The organism is Mucilaginibacter sp., from assembly GCF_039925265.1.
Taxonomy (GTDB): domain Bacteria; phylum Bacteroidota; class Bacteroidia; order Sphingobacteriales; family Sphingobacteriaceae; genus Mucilaginibacter.
The window spans coordinates 1-23,682 of record NZ_JBDSZG010000001.1; the positions used below are offsets into that span (position 1 = coordinate 1).

Here is a 23,682-nt window from a genome sequence, read left to right on the forward strand (position 1 = left end):
TTTGGTGGGCACTTTTAAGCCTATCGGAGCCTTTGAAAGCAGGTGAATTTTACTATTCTTAAAATCGTATACCTAGGCCGTATAGCTCAGTTTATGGTTATCAAAGTCCTCGTTGTGCAACGGCCACTAAAAGCGTGCGGCGTGTAAGGTCCTAACTTTTGACTTTAAACTTTTAACTTATAGCAAGTAGATCTTAAAAAATTTCCTACCGTATTCGCCCCAGTCCTTCATTACAGCGGTTAAGGTGTTTAACAGGCTTTTATAGTTTACCTGCTTGCCTTTTACAGGCACTTTTAAAGATGTTTCTGCAATCGGCATATCGGTTACTTTGGTAGCAAACCAGGTAACGTTCTCGTGTGGTAATGCTACGCCCAGTATCATACCCGGCAATCCGGTGAATGATTCGGGGCCGCCGGAAACAGGGATCTCATCAGAATAAAAAGCTACCACGTAAATAGAATCCATCACAATGGCATTAGCACGGCGGCAGGTGTAGCCGGCAATCTCGCGGGTTTCATCGGTAATTTTCCAGTTGATCTTGCGGGCGGTATCCTTCACCAAAAATTGCTCATCAAATACCTTTTTGTTTGTGGTGGCAACGGTAGTGTTCAGGTCAGTATATACCGTATTGATCTGTTGGGCAAGGGGCATATCGCTAAACCAGCTGTTGCTTGGCGGGTCGTCAGATTCTATCGGGGCGTAAAGCGTTTTATTACCACCGAAGGTCATCTTACTATTCAGTGTTTTAAACTGTGGGTTATTCTTTTTGTATGATTCAAACGCCGGGGTGTACCAGCTTTCGTTATCCTTGTTGATCACTTTTTTAATAACGGCGTACATATTTACCTTCTTCTCGTACTCAATGGTGCCCGAGGTGGTAAAATGCGCGTTCTGTGCCGATAAAATGCCACTGCTGAGCAGGCAGGCAAACAATATAAACAGGTGCTTTTTCATGTGTTATTATCTTTAATGTTTTAAATATCGCCTTATTTTTTTGCCGGTGCGCCACCGCCCATTCCGCTAAAATCCCACACTACCGAAAGCATAAAGTACCTGCGGATGGTAGTGTATTTGGTTTGTGTAATGAGGTTGCTTGATGCGCTGCGGCTAAAGCCGGAATTTTGGTTAAGCAAATCGTTACCTCGCAAGATCAGCTTCAAGGTTTCGGCCTTGAAGAATGATTTGGTGATGCTCGCGTTGATAATGGTTTGTTTAAAATCATTATCGAACGATTGTGTAGCTGCCTTGTACTGGTATTGCCCGTCGGTGGTGATCTGGAATTTAAACGGCAGGTAAACGCTTATGTAATAATCGGCATTAAAACCACGGCCGTTGTTATTAATATCAGGCTGTAGCGATGACTGGCCGATAGTGTAATCAGGCCCGGCGTTAATATACACCTGGTATTTTTTCTCCTTGTATTTTGATAAGGATAACTGCGCGGAATAATTGTAGGATTTAGTACGGTTAAGTGCTGTTGGCAAAGGTGGCCTGGTAACAAAGCTGTAGTAAATATTGCCGGTGGTGCTTAATCTTGCACCCAGGTTAATGCCTCCTAAACCCGTTAATTTGCGGCCCATATCTATATTCAAATTATAGTTTGATGGACTTTTGTTGGTTAAATTAACAGCCTGTATAACGCTTTTGCCCAATGTATCAGTCACCACATTATTTATGATAGGGTTTGTGGTGAAGCCATAATTACCGTTCAGCCAGATAGATTGCTCGCTAAGTACCTTGTACATGTTGTACCATAAGCCAAAGCGATGGGTGAACGATGGGTTGAGTAGCGGGTTACCAATAACCACGTTAAGCGGATCAGTGTTTACACGGATGGGCTGTAACTGATCAATTGTCGGCTGGGTTTGGTTACCATAGTAGTTTACATTTAACGAGCCGTAGGTAGATATTTTATACTGGTAGTTGGCGCTGGGGTTCCAATTAATGAAACTGCGTTTTGCCGAATGCCCACTTAGGGCATCTTCCTGTTTAAACGTTACGTCTGCTATCCTGGTGCCAACGCGCAGGGTGCTTTTACCCCGTTTGTAGTTAAAGTTAAGCCCGCCTTGGTTAGATACCTGGTTAAAAATGTAGTGGTTACTTAACGAAGTGTTCAGCAGATTATATTCGTTAGGTGCAGATTGATCGAAGGATTTTCTGTCGGAATTACTGTTATTAAAGCTTAGCCCGTAGCTTAAAATGGCCGAAAGGTATTTAGATAACGGCTCGGTGTAAGTAACGTTGGTATTTACTTTTGATGTTTTGGTGTTATCTGTCTTCAGCTGGTCTATCACTTGGCTGCTGTCTAACAGGCTCTGCTTGTTGTAAAAACCAAGGTTCGATTTTAAAAAGCCGTTAGATTTATTGTCGTTAAAACCGGTAGTAAAATTAACCGACAAGGTGCGGCCCTTTTTCTTTAATTTTTTGGTGTAGAATGTAGAGAAGTTAAACAATTGCTGATCTACATCATTATCAACGTTGCGGTCGTTGATATTGAGCAAGCTGCCATCTTCGCGGCGGCTGGTAGTTAGGTTGGTTGTACGGGTAGTGCTGTTTTTCAGGGTTCCATCTACTGTGAATTTTATAGTAGAGGTGGTATCCAGTTTTATAGAGAAAGCCGCATCCAGCTTCTGGCGGAACATGTAGTTATCAAAAGTTTGGTCGGTAACGCTGTTGATGGTACCTACTTTACCTGTAGCATCGGCGGGCAGGTTTTGCTGCGTTATGGTATTGCGCGTACCATCTACAGATAGTGAGCCGATCTTATAATTGGTGTTTATAGTGTATTTGTCGTTCTTCCATTTATCATCGTAATGCAAACCGCCTGTACGTGCTACGGGTTTGCCATCGCCATCATACCTGCCGCTGAACGAATCGAGTCCGTTATCGCCGCCGCTACCATCGAAAAAAGCGCCGCCATCATCGCCGAATTGTATGCCTCCGCTCGATCCTAATTTGTTATTATCTTCCCAGCCCAGCCCGGTTTTACCTGTATTGCCTAAAGTGCCATAAGCCGACATCTTCTTCTTGCCTTTAAATTTATTGTAAAGTGCCTGGCCCGCATAATAACCATCGGTACCTATGCCGGCATCTATCTTACCAAAGTAGCCGTTCTTTTTATCTTCTTTTAGTTTAATGTTGATGGTTTTGGTTTTCTCGCCATCGTCTATACCTGTGAAAGCGGCCTGGTCGCTTTTTTTATCATAAAGCTGCACCTTATCTACCATATCGCCACGGATGTTTTTGGTAACGAGGGTAGGGTCGTCGCCGAAGAATTCTTCGCCATCTACCAGTACTTTAGTTACGGTTTGGCCCTGCGCTGTTATCTTGCCGTCTTTATCCACCTGAATACCGGGGAGCTGTTTCAGCAGGTCTTCTACCTTAGAGTTTGGCTGAATTACAAAAGCCCTGGCATTGTATTCGGTGGTATCGCCTTTTATTTTAATAGCCGCGACAGTTCCTTTGATGAGTACTTCTTTTAACAACCTCGATTTTAGCGACATGTTGATGTTGCCGAACGCGTGGTCGGTGTGTACCGAATCTAAAGTGAATTTTTCTACATAGTCGGCATAATCGGGATAGGTAACCAACAGGATAAAACTGCCCTTGCCCAGGTTGGTTAAATTGAAAGCACCGCCTGCGTTAGCGCGCATAAATTTGCGCAGGGTTGAATCTTTTGCATTTAAAACACTTACCGAACTGTTTTGCAAAGCAACGTTGGCAACAGAATCGCGAATGGTGCCTTTAACAGAATAAGTTTTTTGTGCGAGTGCTGAAAAGGAGCAAAGTATAAGTAATAAAAAGGCGGTAAAGGTTAATTTCATTGGTGATGGTTTAGAGGCAGCAAGATATAACTAAATTCTTAGTAGGAGAAATAAAACTTGTTAAATAGTGTTAAAAACAACCCTTAGAGTGTTAAAATCACAATATTGTTACTAAAGTTTAACCACCTTTTGCTTGTAAAGAATAGTACCGTTTAGCCCTATGGTGCAGGCGTATATGCCGGGCATCAGGTTTACCGGTATGGCATTTTGCAGCCCGTTGAAGGTTTTGGTCAGCCGTAAAATACCCATGCTGTCGTAAAGTTTCAGCTCGTAATCCTTCAGGTCGCCACTCAGGATGTTTAACTGCGTGGTAATGGGGTTTGGGTATAAAGTAAACTGAGCGCTTTGCAGTAATACCGCGCTCGCATTATCGGAGTATATTGTTTTACCATCGGTGGTGCCGAGTTTCGCGCGATAATAGTTGATCCCTTTTTTTGGCGAGGGGTCTGTAAACTGGTAGGAGAGCGCATTGGCGGCGATAGTGCTGGTGCCGATGGTGGCATATTTATCGGGGCCTGTCAGTTTTTCCCAGGTAATATCTTTCAGATTTATCACACTCCCAACAGATAGGTTCAGCACTATCTTTTGATCGGCGGTAACATCCGCCAAAAGCGTTTTTATATAACAGCCCACACCCTGAGTGGTAGCATCAATGGTGTAGCTTTTTATACCCTCGAACCCGTTGCCCTGTGCGCTTACAGCAAAATATTTGGAGGTTTGCGTCGCCGAGGGGATGATTAGGGAAGTATCGGCGGTGGTAATTAGCGACTGCAAAATATTATCCTTAATACTGTAGATGGTATAACCGGTTGCGCCGGGTTGCGGGTTCCAGTGCAGCAGGGTGCCATCGGTACAGTTAAATCCTACATTTAAGGTTAATGGTTTGGAGATGGTAAATTCCTTGCTGAAGTACTCCTGTCCGTTAATGGCTATTTTAAATATAGCTTGTATAAAAACATCAGGGCTTGCCCATTTATAAAATCCATCGGCCAGGTTTACACCGGCAAGCGGTTGCCAGGTAAGGCCGTGGTTATAACTCACGCTTAGCTGCGCGGTTGCTGTATTGTATGAGCTTTGCCAGTGCAGGTAATTATCATCGCCGGCAAATAGCTGCCCGTTTGCGGATGGGAACGTCCATTCAAAAGTATTGGCCAGGCGGGCGGTGTAAGTGATATAAAAGGCTTGCGCGTTTGTGGTGACACGATTGCCGCTTACGGTGATGGTGTAAACGCCGGCCTCAGGGTTTTGCAAGGTCACTTGCTCGGTATTATTCAGGGTATCACGCTGGCGGGTTGCCGGTTTTGTTAACGAATCTACGGCGGGGTAAATGCTAAGTACCCATGGCAGCAAAGTTTGGCCGGATGGTGTACTAACCCGTAGGTCGAGGTCGTTTACTAATGCCGATGGGGCGTTAAGCGTGGCCGGTGCATCAATCCAGGTTAAAGATATTTTAAGGAGATCGCAGTTGGCGGGTACTGTAATTTGGTAACTGGTTTGCCCGTTGTTGCTTACACTGCCGCTTTTAAAGCGCCCATCTGTTAATATACGGAGAGCTTCCAGTGCGTTTAATTTGCCATAACCTGTTTTGAAATCTACCGCGGGCGTACCTATATCGTCGGCAGCGTTGATGAGGGCGCTTTTTAGCAAAGCGCCGGAAGGCAGTTTGTGGTATTGTTTTTTATAGGCCTGCTGCAATAATGCTACCGCGCCGGAGGCAAGCGCCGCGGCACCTGAGGTGCCGTCTTCTCCTTCGGCAACAAATTCGGGTTTTACCCGGCCATCGTATGCAGGGCCTGCTGAACTTAACGCTTCAGGGATGTTGGTGCGGCCGGTGCCGCCTACTACAATGATGTTTTTGGCCTGTTTAAACGTGCCCGAAAGGTTGGCCACGTTAGCTATCCCGTTGTACAGGCCCGTGTTAGATGTTGTGGTGCCGATATTGCCCGAAGAGAAAACATGTACCAGCGTATCTTGTGCATAGAGCTGTGCATCGTAAGCCGCCGCCTCGATGCCGTAAAAGTTTTCGATACCAACGCCGTAAGAGTGGTTTTGAACGCTGATGTTATAGTTTTTAAAATAAGGGGTGCTATCGGGCGATAACCTGGCAAAATCTGAGGAAGTGTAGCGCACCGCAGGGGCGGCACCCAGCCCTTTTATATAGGAATTACCGTTGCCGCCTATGAGGGTTGCCATGATGTTGGCATGGCCGGATATATTTGGAGATGCCGGCACAGCGGTAAAAGAACGGCCGAGCAGATCGATATCGGTTTCGTCGTAATTTTCTTCTTTAAGACTCACATTAATGCCGCTGCCATTAATGCCCGGGTAATTGCCGGCAATGGCCGCTATGCTATTTACACCAAGATCTATGTTATCTATTGCCAGTTCGGTATGTGCTTTGCGCAACAGCCCGGCAAAAATAATGTTTGGGTTCTCCAGCGTTGGTGCAAGTTGCTTAAGCGGCAGTTTTATGGTAAGCGTGTTACCTATTGAACGAACAATGGTGGATGTTTGTTTGACCCTCGCGAGGCTGCTATCATCCGTTTGTTTCAATACCAATGTTACCAGTTTTGTACTGTTTGGATGCTCTTTGCTTAGTTTCGCCAGCCCGTCATCAGCCTTCCAAAGCATATTAGCAGGAGCTACGGAAACCATGTTTTCGCCGGTATTTATTTTTTGCGCCGAGGAAAGGATGTAGGCGTTGTAGGAAACCCTTTTCAGGAGTCGAATTTTTTTTGATACAATGCGCGAGGGATCATTGAAATTTACGAGGTAATAATAAAGGCTGTCGGAATGTATTTCTGCTACGGACTTCCCGCCCGAATATATAGCGCTCACAGATTTGTCGTTGCGGGTGGTTTGTGCCCGGCAAAAAACAAAACATACTACAAGGGATAACAGGCAGATACCTTTTTTCAGCATAGCGGTATAACAACATAAAGGGGAGTATAAACTCCCCTTTATGTAAAACTAACACTTAATTTTTAATAATTTGAACTTAGTATAAGTAGTTCAACGCAACTTGATCGTTTGCGTTAAAGGTGCGGTCGCCTCCGTTAGAGCAGGCCAGCATCCATGAGTTGGCATCAGCGCCTGATGGTGTACCCGGGATAAGAATAGCACCAATATTTGATGCACCTTCGTTTGTAGGGGTACCGCCGCAGCTGTAAGAGCGGTCAAAGTAATCTGTGTGACGGAAGCCAATGCAATGACCTATTTCGTGTTGTAATACGGAGGTGAGGTAATTTACATCGGGATTGGTACCATAAGCCTGGGCATTGGTATTCATTTGTATCTGGCTGTAAGGGTTGCCTTTTCTGGTTGGGAAGCCAGATGAGCCTAAAGTGATGTAACCACCGCTTGGGCCCTGGTTAAAGCCAACCACCTGTATTTGGCCACCGCTTGCCACAAACTGAAACTTAAGTGTTAAGTTAAGCGCGTTGTAGCGGGCAATGGCATTTTGTGTGGCCGTACCATAAACGGTTGGCAGGTTTGAAATAGAAACCGTAATCGTGCGCGGCAGGTTTTTTACCAGGTTGGTGGTTCGGTACTGCTCAGATTCGGCAATGCGTAATACAGGCCCGGTGGTGCCTTCAGCAAAATTCTCATCTGTAAGCAGTATGTCACCTTCTACCAGGTAACCGCCGTCAACTTTATGCACCTGGTCGGTGCTGAAACCCATGTTAGCAATGTTTTGCTTCACCTGGGCAGATACTTCTGTTGATGAAATAGGAGTGGTATCTGTAGTTTTTGCATTTTTTTGGCAAGCGAAAAGCACGGTAGAAACTACCGCTGCCGCAAGGCCGGTTTTAAATAAAAAATTAGTTTTCATGTAAATGTTTTAAGTAGTAAATGGGTTAAGTGAGTTAAGTGTTAGTTAGTTTGTTTTGTTAAGTTTATCTATATACGGAGGTTGTAAATTTTTGGTTACACTATTATTAACAAATAATTAAAATGTTAATAATTAACGAAACAATGTTGATAAGCGAGGAGCCGGTTAGTAACTCAGAGGAAATAGGAGTAAAGTTTAGGCAACAAAAATGCCCGCGGCTTATTCGGCCGCGGGCATTTTTATGAGGATTTAAAATTTAGTAGGTGAAAGGGCTTTCCCATTCTTTAAAAACAGGCAGAACCTGGTCTTTGCCGGATACTACCGCTTCGGTTTCGGCAATGCCCCAGCCAATGGCCAGTTCTGGGTCGTTCCAAAGCACGCCTGTTTCTGATGCCTTATCGTAATAGTTGGTTACTTTATACGCAAAAATGGTGTTATCCTCCAAAGTTACAAAACCATGCAGGCAGCCCGGCGGTACCCAAAGCTGCAAATTGTTGGCCGCATTTAATTCAACGGCAACGTGCCTGCCGTAGGTTGGCGAGCCAACGCGCGCATCTACCGCAACATCCATTACGCTGCCTTGTAATACGCGTACCAGTTTACCCTGTGCAAATGGGTGTGCCTGGGCATGCAGGCCCCTAACCGTGCCTTTTTGCGACATCGATTGGTTATCCTGCAAAAAATCCGCGTCGATACCAATTTCGGCAAGGGTGCGTTTGCTGTAGCTTTCGTAAAAATAGCCGCGGTCGTCGGTAAATACGCGGGGTTCCAGTATCAGTACGCCGGGTATAAGAGTTTCGTTAATGGTCATATCTAGTTAATCTACAGTTTGCATTACGGTAGTAAATATCACAAACCTTTCGGCAAAGCGCTCCTGGTGGATCTCCTGGAACTGGAAAAGGTGTTTACGGTAATATTCCTGAAATTGCTCTATCGTATCGGCCATGTATTGCACGCAATAGGTGATGCCATCGTTAGGCGAATCGATAATGGTTAATACCTGGTGCGAGCTAAAATAGCCTGTTGCCATAATGGCGGGTACTTGCACCTCTTTTATCCAGGCAAGCCATTCCTGCTCAACTGTATCTTCCAAAATAAAGGTTTCGTTATAAATGATCATGGGGGCAAAAGTACATTTTTTTGATTACACCGATTATAAGGAGATTACACCGATTTTGTTTTTTGGATTTCACCGATGGAGGAATGATTACACTGACTTATTTTATTTTGTAAAACACAATAGCCCGTTCGAAATTCTTACTACTCACTAACTCGCTTCATTCTTATCCCCCCTCAACAGCCGGAAGCGTTTGCGCGCATCATTCAGCCAAAGGCTGCCCGGGTAATCGGTAATGATTTTTTGGTAAAAGGTTTGGGCGAGGGCCGGGTTGTTCAGCTTGTTTTCGTACAGGTCGCCAAGCATAAATACAGCGTCATCAGCCCAAAGATTATCTGAGTAGTTATCGGCGATTTGTTTCAGCAGCACCACCGCGTCGGTATATTGTTTTTGCTGGATCAGGATCCGGGTTTTAGCCATCAATACATCTGCCGCCAGCGCGTTGCCCGGGTATTTTTTGCCGATGCTATCCAGCGTAAGCATGGCTTTATCGGTTTGCTCGGCAAATATCAAGAGATCGGCACGGGCGTACATTTTTAATGCATTGCCGGCGCTGTCAATAGCAAGGTTATCAGATATCAATAACGATAAATTCAGCGCATCGTTGGCTATCAATTGCGTGGTGGCCGCTTTCAATACATCCAGCTGGCGGCGGCTTAAATTAAAATCGCCGGTGTAGTAAGCCAGCTTGGCGTTGCGTAGGAAGGCTTCCTGGCCAACGGTGGTGTTGGGGTTGCCAAGTTCCACCTGGCTATAAGTTAAGGTGGCATCCCAGGGTTGGTTATTCAGGAGGTATATATCGCCCAGGTCCATTTTGCAAGCGGCCAGCAGGGTTGGGCGGACATCGGCAATGGCAACGGCGCTTTCCAGCAGGGTTTGGGCGTCTTTTAGTTTATGCAGTTTAAAGGCCTGCAGGTTGGCCAGTTTTTGCATGGCAAAAACGGTGCTTCGATTGCGGCCAAATTCGTTCAGCAGGTTAATATAATCCTGCTCCAGCCCCAACAAGTCAGCTTGTGTGTATTTGCCAGAAGTAATTTTCAGGTTTTTGGTGTTGATGAGCTCTATTTTTGCCGATACATAGTTGGGGTTATCCTTACCCTTGGCAATAATATATTCATACCCGCGGATGGCTTCGTCATAAGCTTCGTTGGTGTTCAGCGTGGTACAAAGTTCATAAATATTGCTGCCATCGTCGTTTTGGCGGCGACTTAGCGCAAGTGCCTGGTTAAGCGCCTGTGCAAAATCTTTTTGCTGCAGGTATTGCCAGGTAAGCAGGTTTACATAAATAAGTTGCTGCGGATCTTTCTGGATGCGTTTCAGCAGCGCGAATTTCAGGATATCATAATCCTGCGGCCCTTCGTAAACGGAAGCCAGCATACTTTCGGCCTGGCCCAAAAAGGGTTGATTTGCGGGGAGTAAATTCAGGTATTCTTCGGTCAATCCGTTTTTATCGCGCTTGTAACGGTACAGGTTGATCAGTTCGAAAGAAAAGAGCGCGTCGTTATGCAAGATCTTCCGCCCTTGCTGAAAAATCTTTACGGCATAATCCACGTTGGCGTTCTGGTAAAACTGCGAGGCAATGGAGGTGATCTCGTTTTGGTTGGCAGGCAGGTTTTTTATCAGGTCGGTGTAAATTACGTCGGCTTTATCGGTATTGCCTTGCTGCGTATATATGGTGCCAAGGGCAATAGTGTACTCGTAACTACCGGGGTGTTTGCGCACCAGTTTTTTGGTGATGCTTTCGGCATCATCAAACCTTTTGGCGCTTAGCAGGGCATTCAGGTATTGCTGGTAATAGGCTTCGTTATCCTGTTTGTAAAGTTTAAGGTAAATATCCAGGGCCTTTTGGGTGTCACCGTTTTGTGCGTATTGCCTGGCCAGCAGCAGATCGTTATTTTGTGCAAAAAGCTTTGTGCTGTAAGCAAAAATCACTATAATTATGATGAAAAAACGCTTCATTCTTTTTCTATATTTATGCGCCCCCGTGAATTGTATATAACGTTGTTACAGGGTAAAATTGTAGTGACATTTGCTTTTGCCTGTTTTAAAATAAGTAATTTGACCCTAATTATAAATTAAGCCTGTAATTCATGCCTGGCCGCTTTAGAATTTTATTCATCGCCTTTTTTGCCTTATTGTGTGCCTGTAAGCATAACGAGGTAAGACAAATCCCTGTGAGCGACTTTTTTAGGACGCCTGAGAAAAGCTTTTTCAAAATATCTCCCGACGGTAAATTCGTATCGTACCTAAAGCCTTATAAAGATAAGCAAAATATCTACATCAAATCGCTGCAGACCGGCGCCGAGCAGATGGCCACCGCGTATACCGATTACTCGGTAAAAGATTACTCGTGGACGTACAATAACCAGATAGTTTTTACACAAGATATTATTGCCAGCGACGAATTCAGGGTGTTTACGCTTGATGTAGCCAGCCTCAAAATAAAAAACCTGCTAAATTTGGATAAGGTGCGCATCCGGATCCTTAACCGTAACCGCCTGCAGCCCGATGTGATCACCGTGAGCATGAACAAGCGCGATGCCGCCAACTTTGATGTTTACCGCATGAATGTAAAAACCGGCGAGCTGAAACTTTACATCCAAAACCCAGGCAATGTTACCCGCTGGTACCCGGATCCGAACGGAGATATCCGTTTAGTGAAAGTGTCTGACGGGGTTGATGAGACTATTCTGTATCGCGCCAACGAAAAGGCGGCCTTTAAGCCCATCATCAAAAATAATTTTAATGATAGGGTGGAGCCCGTAGCATTTACCGGGGAGAAGAATTATTTCTACGCGTTATCAAACGTGAATAGAGATAAAACAGCGGTGGTAGTAATAGATGCCGACCGTGGTAAAGAAGTAAAAGTGGTGTATGCCAGCACAAGTGCAGATATTATGGACCTGGCCTACTCCAAAAATAAGCGCCGTATTGAGTACGCGTACTGGGACGAAGCCAAGCCCCAAAAGCACTTTTTAAACAACGATGTTGAAAAACTATATAGCAATATAGCCGGTAAGCTAAAAGGCGATGAGATGAACATTGTTGACCGCGACAGCGCCGAGAACAAATTCATCATCAATACTTATACGGATAAGAACCCGGGCTCGTACTATTTGTATGAGAAGAATGAAGACAAGCTAACCAAACTGGCGGATATCTATAGCGGAATCCACCCCGAGGAATTTTGCACTATGCGCCCCATCAGCTTTAAAGCATCAGACGGGCTTACGCTTAACGGATACTTAACCGTGCCCAACGGAAAAGAAGCGAGGAACCTGCCTGTAGTTATAATGCCGCACGATAATATCTGGAGCCGCGACTCGTGGGGGTATGATGCCGAGGTGCAGTTTTTAGCCAACCGGGGCTATGCCGTGTTCCAGGTGAATTACCGGGGCTCGGCAGGCTATGGCAAGGCTTTCCGCAAGGCCGGCTTTAAACAGGTGGGTGGCAAAATACAGGATGATATTACCGATGGCGTACATTGGCTGATAGACCAAAAAATAGCCAACCCGAAAAAGATAGGCATTTTTGGTGGTGGATTTGGTGGGTTCTCTGCGTTGTATGGGGTATCTTTCCACCCTGACCTGTATAACTGTGCGGTGGTAAAATACGGGCTTATCAATTTTTTCACTTACCTGAAAGATGCACCGGCCTTTTACAAGCCATTTTTAAAAATGACCTACGAAATGATTGGCGACCCCGAAAAGGACGCTGAGCAATTACGTGCCATATCGCCGGTTTTTCATACCGATAAAATTAAAAGTCCGTTATTGATATTCCAGGGAGCTAAGGACCCTCGTGCCAACATCAGCGAGCTGAACCAGTTTGTACGCGAACTGAAAAAACGTAATGTGCCGGTTATTTACCGCCTGAAGGAAAATGAACGTGCTTTTTTTAGAAGCGAGCATAACCGGATGGAGATGTATGCAGAGATAGAAAAGTTTCTGGATACCAACATGCAGGGTAAACAATAGCCGCTATGAAGGCGCAAAACAAAATCTACCGCACCAATTTTTCGTTGATAACCGCCTTTTTGGTCCTGATAACGGTAACGCTCATCATCGCCATTTTTGTATCGTACAAGCTTACTTCCAAATACGTAGAGAATGAGTTCGCCTCCAAAAAAATTGAGGTGTTGGAGCAAACCATCCGCCCTTATAACGACTTTTTTTTCACTAAAATTCCCGAGATAACTTCCTACCAGGGTTTCCTGGATTCGGCATCGGCAGCAAACTATTCGGCAACGGTGTTTAGCGCGTACCCTTTTGTGCGCAAGGTGCTTTTTTACGATATCCAGATAGGTACGCCCAACGCAACTAACAGGGACGGTATAATGGTAAAGGCGATTTTTCGCTATAAGCCCAAAAACAATGGCATTGCAGGTGTAAAGGACATGAGCAGCGCAAATGACGATGATTTTAAGCAGATGGCGCTTAAGCTCAATACCTTTATCAGCGTTGCTGATACCTCGCGACTGCCTACGCAGGACGAGATCTTTAAAACATTTTACAACGTTAACCCCGATAAAATAAGCTACGTGAACATCCCCCGCCGGGAAGATATCCGCATATACCGTGCATTGTTGCGCAATAAACGGAACGACGGCTTCGGCAAGCAGAACATGATGACCTTCTCGCTCGACCCCCATTTTTTGGAGGTAGATAATACGCATAAAGAGTTATACCAGGAGGTAACCATACAACCCGTGGTGTACGACCCGCTGGATGTGGCCAAAGAAAAAGTGATAACCGAAGCAGCACTGCCGGGGGCTTTCTCCAACTTTAAACTGTACTTCAGTTCGGAGCGTTCGCATTTAAATAAAGAGATAGACCGGCGGTACCTGCCCATCGGAGCCATTCTGATGCTGATTTATTTTTTCCTGGTACTTATCAGTTACCTTATCTACCGGAATTTAAACGTGAATTTGAAGGTGTTTAAGCTGCAGTACGATTTCATCAACAACTTTACCCATGAGTTTAAAACCCCGGTAAGTGTTATAAAAATTGCCGGCTCAAACCTAAGAAGCGATACTGAATTGAGCGAACGCCAGCGCAAGCATTATGGAAAAATACTGGATGAAGAGGCAGACAAGCTGAACGAGTTGATGAATAAGCTGCTCTCCTTTACGCAGCTGGAGAACCGCTCTATCAATGTAAAACGCGAGGAGATAAACCTGCCCGATTTTGTAAAGGGGTACATAGATACTTTTAAAATTAAATATCCTGAATTTAAGCTGGAGCAGCAGGTAGAGATTACCAAATTTAACAGCGATCCGGTGCTGCTGGGCAGCGTTTTTCAGAATTTGATGGAGAATGCTTATAAGTATTCGCATCCCGGAAAAAAGGAATTATTTATCAGTGTAAAACAGGAGAAGCGTAATATTGTATTCTCTTTTGCAGATAAGGGCATAGGGATGGAAAAGAACGAGCAGGGCGACGTGTTTAAAAAGTTTTACCGGATAGAGAACCAGTACAACCAAAACGGCAGCGTTGGCTTAGGTTTGGCTTTTTGCAAAGAACTGGTGAACTTTATGGGCGGTACTATAGCACTGAACAGCAAGGTGAATGAAGGTTCGACGTTTATTGTTACATTGCCGATGGAAAATTAACCAAGCGCAGGCGGTGGGGCAATAAAGAAACGTCATGCCGAATTTATTTCGGCACCCCACATGCAAAGTAAGCAATATGCTAACGCTTAGCATGTCGGCGACGTGTCTTGTGGGATCCTGAAACAAGTTCAGGATGACGAGTTTTTCAACCTTGGGTTTTTAGAAGATATTTTTACGATAAAAAATGAACAAAGAAATTAAAATAGCGCTGGTAGAAGACGACGAAAACCTGAGGTTTTTAGTAGCCGAGCGCCTCCAAAGCGAAGGGTATAAAGTTTTAGAATCGGCCAATGGTATAGAGGCTGAAAGCATGATACTGGCGGAGCAGCCCGATATTGTCCTGCTCGACTGGATGCTACCCGGCAAGCAAGGCTCAGAAGTGTGCGCCAGCCTGCGCGAAAAAGGTTTTGATAAGCTGGTAATTATGATGACCGCCAAGGCGCAGGATATTGATAAGATAGGCGCGTATAATTTCGGTGTGTCTGATTATATCACCAAGCCTTTTAATATGGATGTGCTGGTGGCGATGATAGACAGCAAGATAAAATTCTCGCTGAACAACGAGAAAACCGAATCGCACAAGTTCGGTAATATGGAGCACCTGCCCAATACCCACTTGCTCATCCGCGATGGCCGTAAAACCGAGCTGACCATTTTAGAGAACCGTATTTTGCTTTACTTTTTGAAGAACAAAAACAAGGTGATCAACCGCGAAGAACTGATGATGGAGGTTTGGGGTTACAATGCCGATGTAAACACCCGCACGCTGGATATGCACATTGTGCGCCTCCGTAAAAAAATAGAGAACAACCCCGATTCGCCAACCTACATGCAAACGGTTAGGGGGATAGGGTATAAGTTTGTTTATTAATACATTTATATTCCCGTTTGTCATTGCGAGCGATAGCGCGGCAATCTCATAGGATGATAGGCGGACTTGAATATCCGAATGTCCTATGAGGTTGCCACGTCGCCCATCTCATGGCCATTGCCGTTCCTTACAGCAATGACATTTTTTTACATTGCTTAATTAACCATTCTTATACATTCTTGTCCCCACAAAATCCTTAAAAAACGATTTTGTTTCTATCAGCGAATAACCCAAGCTTTCAAACTCTTTACCTACATCCGGCAGGCACCATGATTCCACCCCGCAGAGCACTTTAAAAAACAGCAACATACTTTTCAGCATTGCAAACTGCCACCATTTGCCGGTTAGCTGGAAATCGGTATTGAGCCACGTGCCGCCGGGTTTTAACATTTGATGGATGTGCCGGAGGGTTGCCGGTAGATCCTCCTGTTTATAATTGTCGAAAAGGAAGGGCGTGATGACGACGTCGAAATGCTCAGGATATTCTACTTCCTCTATTGCCCGGTTAATAAATTCAATCTGGTTTGCACCAATATTTCGTTTACGCGATATGGCCATCATCTTGGCAGAGATCTCCACATAAACAATGTTTAAGCGTGTCGGGTGCACTTTAGCGATCTCTTCCAAGATCCAACCTGTTCCGCCGCCTATGATTAAAACTTTAGCCCCTGCCGGTATTCGCGGTAAAAAATACGCTTGTGCATCCACCAGCGCAGTACCAAATACGGCGCGCGACAAACCATCGTAAAAAGAAGCAGAGTTATCGTAATTGCTTGCCATTATTTGCTTATGCTTTCTGACGCGTATTTGTTATATTTAGCTAAATCTAAAATCACCACCCTATGAAGGCGATATATCTTAAACCGATACTGCTCTTGTTGGTTTTATTGGGCACGCATGATCTGTTTGCCCAGGCTCCCGCAGATGATAAATATAACCGAAAAGATACGATGATAACCATGCGCGATGGTATTAAGTTGTTCACGGTTATCTATACCCCAAAGGATAAGCACGGAAAACTGCCGTTTTTAATCACCCGCACACCCTACGGCGTTGCCAAAAGCCGCAGCCCGGAGCGGAACTCCTATACCAGGGATCTGGCCGAAGATGGCTATATTTTTGTGTCGCAGGATATTCGCGGGCGTTACAGATCTGAAGGTGCTTTTGAGATGCAGCGTTTCAGTCGCGATAAGAGCAAACCCAATTCCATCGACGAAAGCAGCGATACGTATGATACGGTAGACTGGCTGCTAAGGAATGTTCCTGATAATAATGGTAAAGCCGGGATGTACGGCATCTCCTACGATGGCTGGACAGCCCTCATTGGCGCCACAGACCCGCACCCGGCCATAAAGGCGGTATCTGAGCAGGCTACGCCATCAGATATGTTCCTGGGCGATGATTTTCATCATAACGGGGCCTTCCGTTTAAGTTATGGGTTTGAATATGCCTTTATGGAGGAAGCCTCTAAAACCGATACCCTTTACCAGTTTGGCACCTATGATACTTACGATTGGTACCTGAAGCTGGGCCCGCTCTCCAACGTCAATAAAAAATATTTTCATAACAAGTTGCCCAGCTGGAACGATTTTACCAAACACCCCAACTACGATAGTTTCTGGCAAAAACAGGCGATGAAATTTCGCCTGGACCATCCGCGCATTGCCATACAACACGTAGCCGGCTGGTGGGATCAGGAGGATTTTTACGGTCCCCAGAAAGCATACGAGGTGCTGGAGAAGCAGGACAAGAACAACCAGAACTATATTGTAATTGGCCCCTGGAACCACGGCGGCTGGGCCGGCGGCAATGGCGATAAGCTGGGCAATATCAAGTTCGGCACCAACACGGGCGTAACCTTCCGTAAGGATGTGCAGGCGCGCTGGTTTGCTTATTATCTGAAAGATAAAGGCGATGGTAAATTTGCCGAAGCCATCACCTTCCAAACCGGTAGCAACGAGTGGAAGAACTACAATAAATGGCCGCCCGCCGAATCGAAGATCAAAAATATTTACTTCCATAGTAATGGCAAGCTGTCCTTTACAGCGCCAACGACTGCCGAGAAAGAAGCCGACAGCTATGTATCAGATCCGGCCAAACCCGTGCCTTATCGTCCGCGCCCTATCGAAGAAACCTATGGCCCCGGCTCCCGCTGGTTTACCTGGCTAACAGAAGACCAGCGTTTTGTAGATAACCGCCCTGATGTACTCAGCTGGCAAACCGATACGCTTACCAGCGATGTAACCATCACGGGTAACATACTTGCTAAGCTGTACGCCTCAACCACCGGCAGTGATGCGGATTGGATAGTAAAGCTGATAGATGTTTACCCGGCGGAGTATAAAAAGGAATTAAAAATGTCGGGCTATGAGTTTATGATAGCGAATGATGTTTTCCGCGGCAGGTTTCGTAATAGCTTTGAAAAACCCGAGCCAATTACACCCGGAAAAGTGGAGCTATACACCATCGACCTGCACGGCACAAATCATGTGTTTAAAAAAGGGCACCGGATAATGGTGCAGGTACAAAGCACCTGGTTCCCCATTATAGATCGTAACCCGCAGAAATACGTGCCCAATATTTTCGAAGCAAAAGAAAGCGATTATATTCCCGCAACGCAGAAGGTTTACCATACGGTGAAGTTTGCATCGGCGATTGCATTACCGGTGGTGGAGTAGGGTTAGCAAGCCCAAATTAAAACCATTGTCATTTCGATGAGCAGCGGGAGGGGAAGGAGCGAGGGAGCGAAGAGAAATCTTATGCTCAGTGCAATTCGTGTTTGCAGGGCGGTCAAGCATTCGTGCTTGTAAGGCGGTTATGCAAAGCTGTAATAGCGTGCCGCAGAAGATTTCTCCCTCGTCCCTCGGTTCGCAGAAATGACAACGTTTTATTTACGAAAATGACAACTTATTTTAATTCGCAAAAATCAAATTAAACCCCACCAGCACCACATACTGTATTACCAGTACGCCATCTAAATAAAAGAAATAATAATACTCATCCCTTTCCCATTTAGAGCGGAAGATGAGCCAGCCCATGAGTATGGCGGTGGTGGTTAGCGCAAAGAAATCTACATTAAAGCCATTATTGCGGAACAGGAAAAGCAGTATTACATAGCCAGCAAGTAACACCTGGCAAAACAGGTAGGCGTTCTTTTCGCCCCAGGCAACAGGGATAGTTTTTAGTCCCGATTGCCGGTCCTGGAACAGGTCGCGAATATCAAAGGGCACGGTTAACGCGCCGATCAACAAAAAGCGTTTGGCTATCAGGATCATCGTATCGCGCATAGATACGTCTGCAAGGTGCAGGTCTTCCGATTCCAGTATCGGTAACAAAACGCAGGCAAGCGTCCACACTAAAGTAATGAGGATAGGCTTTAAGCCCGGGATATTACGCAAGCCAAACTTATGCTCGCCGATGGTAAACAGCGGTATACTATAGCAAAAGGACAATATTGACAGGAACACCAGCAAGATCCTGGATTCCATTGATAACAAAAAGAACAAGGGTATCAGTGATAGCAGGGACACGATGGTGAACGTTACCATCAGCCGGTAATGCGAAAAGAACCAGCGTACGCGACGGTAAGGCGAGGCCTCGGGCTTAGCGGGTTTGGTAAGCAGAATGCTGAAATTGTAGATGCCCAGTGTGGAGGTGAAAAGCAAGCCCGTAACCGTAGTTACCGGTTTAGAACCGATGAGGTGAAAAGTTACCAATGCCTGCGCAACCGCGCAAAGCGACATGAACAGGTTACTGAACAGGAAAAAATCAAATGCAGAGCGGGCTAGTTTTTTCATTTGCACCGGTATGGTTTTGCCTGCGGATTTTTAGGCTTTTAAAGATGGGTCGGCCGCGGCTTTTAATGTAAAAATAGTGATCTCCGGCAATATTCCAATTCTACCGGGGTAAGCTAAAAAGCCGTAGCCAACATTCACATAAATTTGCTGGTGTTTTTCGCGGTAAAGGCCGGCCCATTCGGTGTAAACATATTCGATAGGGCTCCATTGGAAATCGGGCGTGCGTACGCCAAACTGCATACCGTGTGTATGGCCAGCGAACATCACGTCGATCTGCGGATATTCGGGCAATACCTGCGCCCGCCAATGCGATGGGTCGTGCGAGAGCAATAGTTTTACAGGCAGATCATCTGTGTTTTGGATAGCTTTATCCATGCGGCCATATTTAGGGAAGCGGCTCATTTCGCCCCAGTTACCAATACCCAATACGCCAATTTCGTCGTTGCCAACTTTTAGGCGGCGGTTCTCATCTATCAACAGGTCCCACCCCAATTCTTTGTGGGCAACTACCATATTGGCCAGGTTTTTTGCTTTATCGGCAGGGCTTGGCCAGTGGCCGTAATCGCCATAATCATGGTTGCCTAATATAGAGTAAACGCCCAGCGGTGCGCGTACTTTATTAAAAACATCCATATAATACTTTACCTCCCCGGTGTGGCCATTCACCAAATCGCCGGTAAAAAATATTACATCGGTTTTTTGTTTCATCAGCATTTCTATGCCGGCCCTCATTTGCCACTTACTGTGAAAACTGCCCGAATGGATATCCGAGATCTGCCCTATCTGCATGCCATCAAAGGCCTTAGGCAGGTTGGGCAGGTAAAGATCTACATTGGCAAGCTGGTAATCGTACAGCCCTTTGCTCATGTTGTGCTTAATGGCGTAAAGTGGGATGGCACCGGCAAGCAAACCGGCCTTCATTAAAAACTCCGAGCGTGGGATAGAGCCGAATAGCGCCGTTTCTGCCTTTACTGTTGTTTGCCCGGCAGCAGGCGCCGGTTTTTTATTTTTGCGGATAAGGTAGATCACATATCTGCGGGCATCATCTATCAAGATGAACAGCACGTAAAAGATCTTGAAGATAAAAACGATGAAGAACAGGAACAGCAGGGCGCCACGCAGCCCAACACCTCCCATCTTTACATAAATACTGATGAACAGCGCCGCTATTAAAAAAAACGACCATGCCCAGTAAAAAAGGCTAAACCATTTTTTATGGATGAACTTTGTTTTCCTGAACGCAGTTTGCAGCCCCCGCAAAATATAATAGTCGATGGCTAACAGAACGATGATGATCAGAAGAGTAATAAGCGGGCCCTGCATTAAGTATAAAGCTGGTGAACAATAAGATGTTAGTAACGGTCGTCGTCGATGTCTAGATCGTCGTCGGGCTGCAAGTTAAACAAGCTGTTGAACATATCCGAAAAAGCGAAGCCATTATCTAAAAATCCTTTATTCAACTGCGAGAACTCCGCCAGGCCGTGCAGGATAAATTCCTGCAGCAACAAAGATTGGTTCTCGCTTAAACGCGGGTGGAATTTTTTAACAATATCTTTTAGGCCCGGTACCGCGTTCAGTAGTTTTTTGTACTCCTGTGCGGGCAGGCCATCTACCAAAGCAATGCTGTTGCCATCGCCAAACCAGTTGATGATCTCGGCATACGGGTTTACGCCTTTTGCTTTTTTAGCTTTCTCCGGGTCGGGGAAAAACTGCAGCAATAATGTTTTAATGGCTTTGCCGATGAGGATATTGGCCACCTTGCCGGGGCCTTCCAACTCGCCTTCGTAAACCAGTTCAATTTTACCGGTAATGGCAGGGATAACGCCAAGGAAATCGGATATGCGCACAAACGTGGAGCTTTCGCCGTTGATGATCATCCTGCGCTCGGCATTACTGATCAGGTTCTCGTAGGCTGATATGGTTAAACGTGCCGATACGCCCGATTTTTTATCGATGTATTCTGATGCACGTGCTTCAAAAGCAATTTGCTCTACCAGGTCTTTCACCAAACCATCAGCTTCCACATTGTTGCGTTGCTCGGTGGTAAGCATAGCTTCCTGCTGGGTTATCTTGCGCGATATTTCTACCGTGCGCGGGTAGTGGGTTAATATCTGGCTTTCTATACGGTCCTTCAAAGGCGTAACGATGGAGCCACGATTGGTATAATCCTCGGGGTTGGCGGTGAACACGAATTGGAGATCTAATGGCAAACGCAGTTTAAAACCACGGATCTGGATATCTCTTTCCTGCAAAATATTGAACAGCGATACCTGAATGCGTGCCTGTAGATCGGGCAGTTCATTTATCACAAAAATACCCCTGTGCGCACGGGGTATCAAACCGAAGTGGATCACGCGCTCGTCTGAATAAGTAAGCTTCATGGTGGCCGCTTTTATCGGGTCAACGTCACCTATCAAATCGGCAACGGTAACATCCGGCGTAGCCAGCTTTTCGGTATAACGTTCACTGCGGTGTACCCATGCAATCGGGGTATCATCGCCTTTGGTCTCTATCACATTATGCCCGTACCAGCTAATCGGTGCCAAAGGATCGTCGAATAATTCCGATCCCGCTATATACGGCACATATTCGTCCAGTAGGTTCACCAGCAGGCGCGCTATGCGTGTTTTTGCCTGTCCGCGTAAGCCTAAAAGCAATATGTTATGGCGAGACAGTATGGCCGTTTGCAGATCGGGGATAACAGTATCCTCAAAACCTACAATGCCTTCAAAGCCGCCTTCTTTTGTTTTTAACTGGGTGATCAGGTTAGCCCGCAACTCATCTTTTACAGAGCGATTTACGTAACCTGTTTTTTTTAACTCGCCTAAAGTCTTTATATCTAATAATTTGCTCATGTGTTAATTTGAAAATTTGATGATTTGTCAATTTGAAAAATTTGGTGATTTGAGAATTTGAAAGATGAGCTGGCCCACCTTCAAAATTTCAAATTAACTCATTTTCAAATCAACGTACATTCTTCCTTCTGTTCTTCGCGTAGTCCTCAAAAATGTACTCGCCTAAATTATTAAGTGAGCTATAAAACGCCTTGCCTCCATTGGTCTCCGTAAACTTGCGCACAAATTGCTGCAGGTAGGGGTCTTTAGCAATCATAAACGTAGTGATAGGGATCTTGAGCCTTTTGCATTGTGCCGCCATGTTCAGCGTTTTGTTTACCACTTTCCTATCCAGTCCGATACTGTTCTTGTAATACTTGGTGCCTTCCTTTAAGCAGGTTGGCTTACCATCGGTTATCATAAAAATTTGCTTGTTGTGCGTTTTACGGCGGCGAAGCATATCGGTAGCCAGTTCCAACCCAGCGTAGGTATTGGTATGGTATGGCCCAACTTGTAAGTACGGTAGATCTTGCAGGGTGATGGGCCAGGCATCGTTGCCAAACACCACAATATCCAAAGTATCCTTAGGGTACTTGGTGCGGATAAGCTCGGCCAGCGCCATGGCTACTTTTTTGGCGGGGGTAATGCGGTCCTCTCCGTAGAGGATCATGGAGTGCGATATATCGATCATCAGAACGGTAGAGGTGAGGGTTTTGTAATCCATCTCCTCCACTTCCAGGTCACGCTCGGTCATCATAAAATCGCCGCCTATGCCGTGGTTCACCTGCGCATTCTGGATAGATTGCGTCATGTCTATCTGGTCCAGCGCGTCGCCAAATTCAAATTCGCGGCGTTCGGCGTTCTTTTCATCGCCCTGCCCGCTTTGCGGTGAACGGTGGTTTCCCTTACCCGATTTTTTTAGCTTGCCGAAGATCTCCTCCAGTGCCGACTGGCGGATGCTCTGCTCCGTTTTGGCCGTTATCTTTATTTCTCCGCTTTGGTTGTCCTCGTTCAGGTAGCCTTTTTGTTTCAGCTCGTCGATGAAATCGCCCATACCATACTCGTCGTTGGTAATGTTATACTGCTTATCCAGTTCGTTGAGCCAGGCCAAAGCTTCGCCTGCATCACCTGCGGTGTAGTTAAGTAACTCCAGGAATAACTTTAGTAATTCTTCAAATCCGCCTTTAGGAATTTGGTTGGGTTTAAATTTCGAAAATCCGTAACCGCGCATGTTGTACCCTTTCTTAGTATAAAGTAACGGATTATTTCATTCAAAAGTTTGGAGCAGAAAGTATTTAGGCCAATTGTTAGGCTGATATGACAAACATTTGTTGGTAAGGGCGCGAACACTAAAAGCCGTGGGTAAGAGCAACTCCTCTCTTTTGAAGAGCGGTGGGGGCTGTTTATCGCGTGGCAGCATGGCGAAGAAACCCCATGTTATTCATGGGCCACCGCACCCCTCCCGGGAGTAATAGTCCATTAAAAGACAGCATATTCGATTCTGTAAGCCCTTCTATGAATTGCTTTAATTTCGTCCTCTTTTACTAACCATCAAGCATCGGTGCTTAGGAATTAGGGTTAACATAACTTAACATAATTTCAAAAATAATTTTTCAAATACCTGATAATCAATAGTATAAAAAAATATTGGGTTAACATTATTTTCACCATAATAGTGTCACTGACCCGTCCTGAAATAGCTATACAGATTTTGAGTAAATCCTGTAAAACCTATACCTTATAGCTTATTAATCCTAAAGGAACTATACAGGTCTTTTTTTTAAAGATAATCAATA

The 23,682-nt window shown here is 45.4% G+C and carries 16 protein-coding genes; 4 read left to right on the forward strand and 12 right to left on the reverse strand.

The genetic code is table 11. The annotated features are described in order from the left end of the window. Positions 1 to 177: 177 nt before the first annotated feature. From ABIX36_RS00005 to ABIX36_RS00035, 7 genes are all read right to left on the reverse strand, one after another. Positions 178 to 954 carry a GLPGLI family protein gene (locus ABIX36_RS00005; RefSeq protein ID WP_348080131.1) on the reverse strand — a complete coding sequence of 259 codons (777 nt, stop codon included), beginning with the start codon at positions 952 to 954 and terminating at the stop codon, positions 178 to 180. Positions 955 to 986: 32 nt separating this feature from the next. Then, entirely contained in the window at positions 987 to 3,824 is a 2,838-nt protein-coding gene (locus tag ABIX36_RS00010) for an outer membrane beta-barrel family protein (RefSeq protein ID WP_348080132.1), read from the reverse strand. Positions 3,825 to 3,935: 111 nt separating this feature from the next. Further along, the gene (locus ABIX36_RS00015) at positions 3,936 to 6,746 is read right to left on the reverse strand and encodes a S8 family serine peptidase (RefSeq protein ID WP_348080133.1); all 2,811 of its coding nucleotides are present in this window, start codon (positions 6,744 to 6,746) and stop codon (positions 3,936 to 3,938) included. Between the two features lie 76 nt (positions 6,747 to 6,822). Next, positions 6,823 to 7,656: a M57 family metalloprotease gene (locus tag ABIX36_RS00020; RefSeq protein ID WP_348080134.1), complete on the reverse strand. Its 834-nt coding sequence runs from the start codon at positions 7,654 to 7,656 to the stop codon at positions 6,823 to 6,825. A 256-nt stretch (positions 7,657 to 7,912) separates the two neighbouring features. Beyond that, on the reverse strand, positions 7,913 to 8,467 hold the full coding sequence (rfbC, locus tag ABIX36_RS00025) for a dTDP-4-dehydrorhamnose 3,5-epimerase (RefSeq protein WP_348080135.1): 555 nt from the start codon (positions 8,465 to 8,467) through the stop codon (positions 7,913 to 7,915). 6 nt (positions 8,468 to 8,473) lie between these two features. Next, positions 8,474 to 8,776 (reverse strand): DUF4286 family protein, encoded by a 303-nt coding sequence (locus tag ABIX36_RS00030; RefSeq protein ID WP_348080136.1) that lies wholly within the window; start codon positions 8,774 to 8,776, stop codon positions 8,474 to 8,476. Positions 8,777 to 8,923: 147 nt separating this feature from the next. Beyond that, positions 8,924 to 10,732: a tetratricopeptide repeat protein gene (locus ABIX36_RS00035; RefSeq protein WP_348080137.1), complete on the reverse strand. Its 1,809-nt coding sequence runs from the start codon at positions 10,730 to 10,732 to the stop codon at positions 8,924 to 8,926. Between the two features lie 215 nt (positions 10,733 to 10,947). On the opposite strand from ABIX36_RS00035, the gene ABIX36_RS00040 reads away from it, so the two are divergent. The 3 genes from ABIX36_RS00040 (at position 10,948) to ABIX36_RS00050 (ending at position 15,255) form a co-directional block, all read left to right on the forward strand. Next, the gene (locus ABIX36_RS00040) at positions 10,948 to 12,750 is read left to right on the forward strand and encodes a prolyl oligopeptidase family serine peptidase (RefSeq protein WP_348080138.1); all 1,803 of its coding nucleotides are present in this window, start codon (positions 10,948 to 10,950) and stop codon (positions 12,748 to 12,750) included. 5 nt (positions 12,751 to 12,755) lie between these two features. Further along, positions 12,756 to 14,384 (forward strand): HAMP domain-containing sensor histidine kinase, encoded by a 1,629-nt coding sequence (locus ABIX36_RS00045; RefSeq protein ID WP_348080139.1) that lies wholly within the window; start codon positions 12,756 to 12,758, stop codon positions 14,382 to 14,384. A 184-nt stretch (positions 14,385 to 14,568) separates the two neighbouring features. After that, positions 14,569 to 15,255 carry a response regulator transcription factor gene (locus ABIX36_RS00050; RefSeq protein WP_348080140.1) on the forward strand — a complete coding sequence of 229 codons (687 nt, stop codon included), beginning with the start codon at positions 14,569 to 14,571 and terminating at the stop codon, positions 15,253 to 15,255. A 159-nt stretch (positions 15,256 to 15,414) separates the two neighbouring features. On the opposite strand, the gene ABIX36_RS00055 is transcribed toward ABIX36_RS00050, so the two are convergent. Continuing rightward, on the reverse strand, positions 15,415 to 16,035 hold the full coding sequence (locus ABIX36_RS00055; protein WP_348080141.1) for a class I SAM-dependent methyltransferase: 621 nt from the start codon (positions 16,033 to 16,035) through the stop codon (positions 15,415 to 15,417). Between the two features lie 62 nt (positions 16,036 to 16,097). Between ABIX36_RS00055 and ABIX36_RS00060 the strand changes: the two genes are divergently transcribed. Further along, positions 16,098 to 17,933, forward strand: coding sequence for a CocE/NonD family hydrolase (locus ABIX36_RS00060; protein ID WP_348080142.1), 1,836 nt, complete (start codon positions 16,098 to 16,100; stop codon positions 17,931 to 17,933). 234 nt (positions 17,934 to 18,167) lie between these two features. Here ABIX36_RS00060 and ABIX36_RS00065 read toward each other — a convergent pair whose 3' ends face one another. The 4 genes from ABIX36_RS00065 to ABIX36_RS00080 all read right to left on the reverse strand — a co-directional run bounded on the left by ABIX36_RS00065 (position 18,168) and on the right by ABIX36_RS00080 (position 23,117). Next, the gene (locus ABIX36_RS00065) at positions 18,168 to 19,052 is read right to left on the reverse strand and encodes a hypothetical protein (RefSeq protein WP_348080143.1); all 885 of its coding nucleotides are present in this window, start codon (positions 19,050 to 19,052) and stop codon (positions 18,168 to 18,170) included. A 30-nt stretch (positions 19,053 to 19,082) separates the two neighbouring features. Continuing rightward, the gene (locus tag ABIX36_RS00070) at positions 19,083 to 20,375 is read right to left on the reverse strand and encodes a metallophosphoesterase (RefSeq protein WP_348080144.1); all 1,293 of its coding nucleotides are present in this window, start codon (positions 20,373 to 20,375) and stop codon (positions 19,083 to 19,085) included. 29 nt (positions 20,376 to 20,404) lie between these two features. Next, positions 20,405 to 21,907 (reverse strand): sigma 54-interacting transcriptional regulator, encoded by a 1,503-nt coding sequence (locus ABIX36_RS00075; protein WP_348080145.1) that lies wholly within the window; start codon positions 21,905 to 21,907, stop codon positions 20,405 to 20,407. A 109-nt stretch (positions 21,908 to 22,016) separates the two neighbouring features. Continuing rightward, positions 22,017 to 23,117 (reverse strand): VWA domain-containing protein, encoded by a 1,101-nt coding sequence (locus ABIX36_RS00080; protein WP_348080146.1) that lies wholly within the window; start codon positions 23,115 to 23,117, stop codon positions 22,017 to 22,019. Between the last annotated feature and the right edge of the window lie 565 nt (positions 23,118 to 23,682).

What these genes read in the sequence shown, in the direction of transcription:
- ABIX36_RS00060 (WP_348080142.1), top strand. Translation starts at nt 16,098, where the DNA reads ATGAAGGCGATATATCTTAAACCGATACTGCTCTTGTTGGTTTTATTG.
- ABIX36_RS00030 (WP_348080136.1), bottom strand. Translation starts at nt 8,776, where the DNA reads ATGATCATTTATAACGAAACCTTTATTTTGGAAGATACAGTTGAGCAG.
- ABIX36_RS00050 (WP_348080140.1), top strand. Translation starts at nt 14,569, where the DNA reads ATGAACAAAGAAATTAAAATAGCGCTGGTAGAAGACGACGAAAACCTG.
- ABIX36_RS00065 (WP_348080143.1), bottom strand. Translation starts at nt 19,052, where the DNA reads ATGAAAAAACTAGCCCGCTCTGCATTTGATTTTTTCCTGTTCAGTAAC.
- ABIX36_RS00055 (WP_348080141.1), bottom strand. Translation starts at nt 16,035, where the DNA reads ATGGCAAGCAATTACGATAACTCTGCTTCTTTTTACGATGGTTTGTCG.
- ABIX36_RS00020 (WP_348080134.1), bottom strand. Translation starts at nt 7,656, where the DNA reads ATGAAAACTAATTTTTTATTTAAAACCGGCCTTGCGGCAGCGGTAGTT.
- ABIX36_RS00045 (WP_348080139.1), top strand. Translation starts at nt 12,756, where the DNA reads ATGAAGGCGCAAAACAAAATCTACCGCACCAATTTTTCGTTGATAACC.
- ABIX36_RS00035 (WP_348080137.1), bottom strand. Translation starts at nt 10,732, where the DNA reads ATGAAGCGTTTTTTCATCATAATTATAGTGATTTTTGCTTACAGCACA.
- rfbC (WP_348080135.1), bottom strand. Translation starts at nt 8,467, where the DNA reads ATGACCATTAACGAAACTCTTATACCCGGCGTACTGATACTGGAACCC.
- ABIX36_RS00010 (WP_348080132.1), bottom strand. Translation starts at nt 3,824, where the DNA reads ATGAAATTAACCTTTACCGCCTTTTTATTACTTATACTTTGCTCCTTT.
- ABIX36_RS00015 (WP_348080133.1), bottom strand. Translation starts at nt 6,746, where the DNA reads ATGCTGAAAAAAGGTATCTGCCTGTTATCCCTTGTAGTATGTTTTGTT.
- ABIX36_RS00080 (WP_348080146.1), bottom strand. Translation starts at nt 23,117, where the DNA reads ATGCGCGGTTACGGATTTTCGAAATTTAAACCCAACCAAATTCCTAAA.
- ABIX36_RS00075 (WP_348080145.1), bottom strand. Translation starts at nt 21,907, where the DNA reads ATGAGCAAATTATTAGATATAAAGACTTTAGGCGAGTTAAAAAAAACA.
- ABIX36_RS00005 (WP_348080131.1), bottom strand. Translation starts at nt 954, where the DNA reads ATGAAAAAGCACCTGTTTATATTGTTTGCCTGCCTGCTCAGCAGTGGC.
- ABIX36_RS00070 (WP_348080144.1), bottom strand. Translation starts at nt 20,375, where the DNA reads ATGCAGGGCCCGCTTATTACTCTTCTGATCATCATCGTTCTGTTAGCC.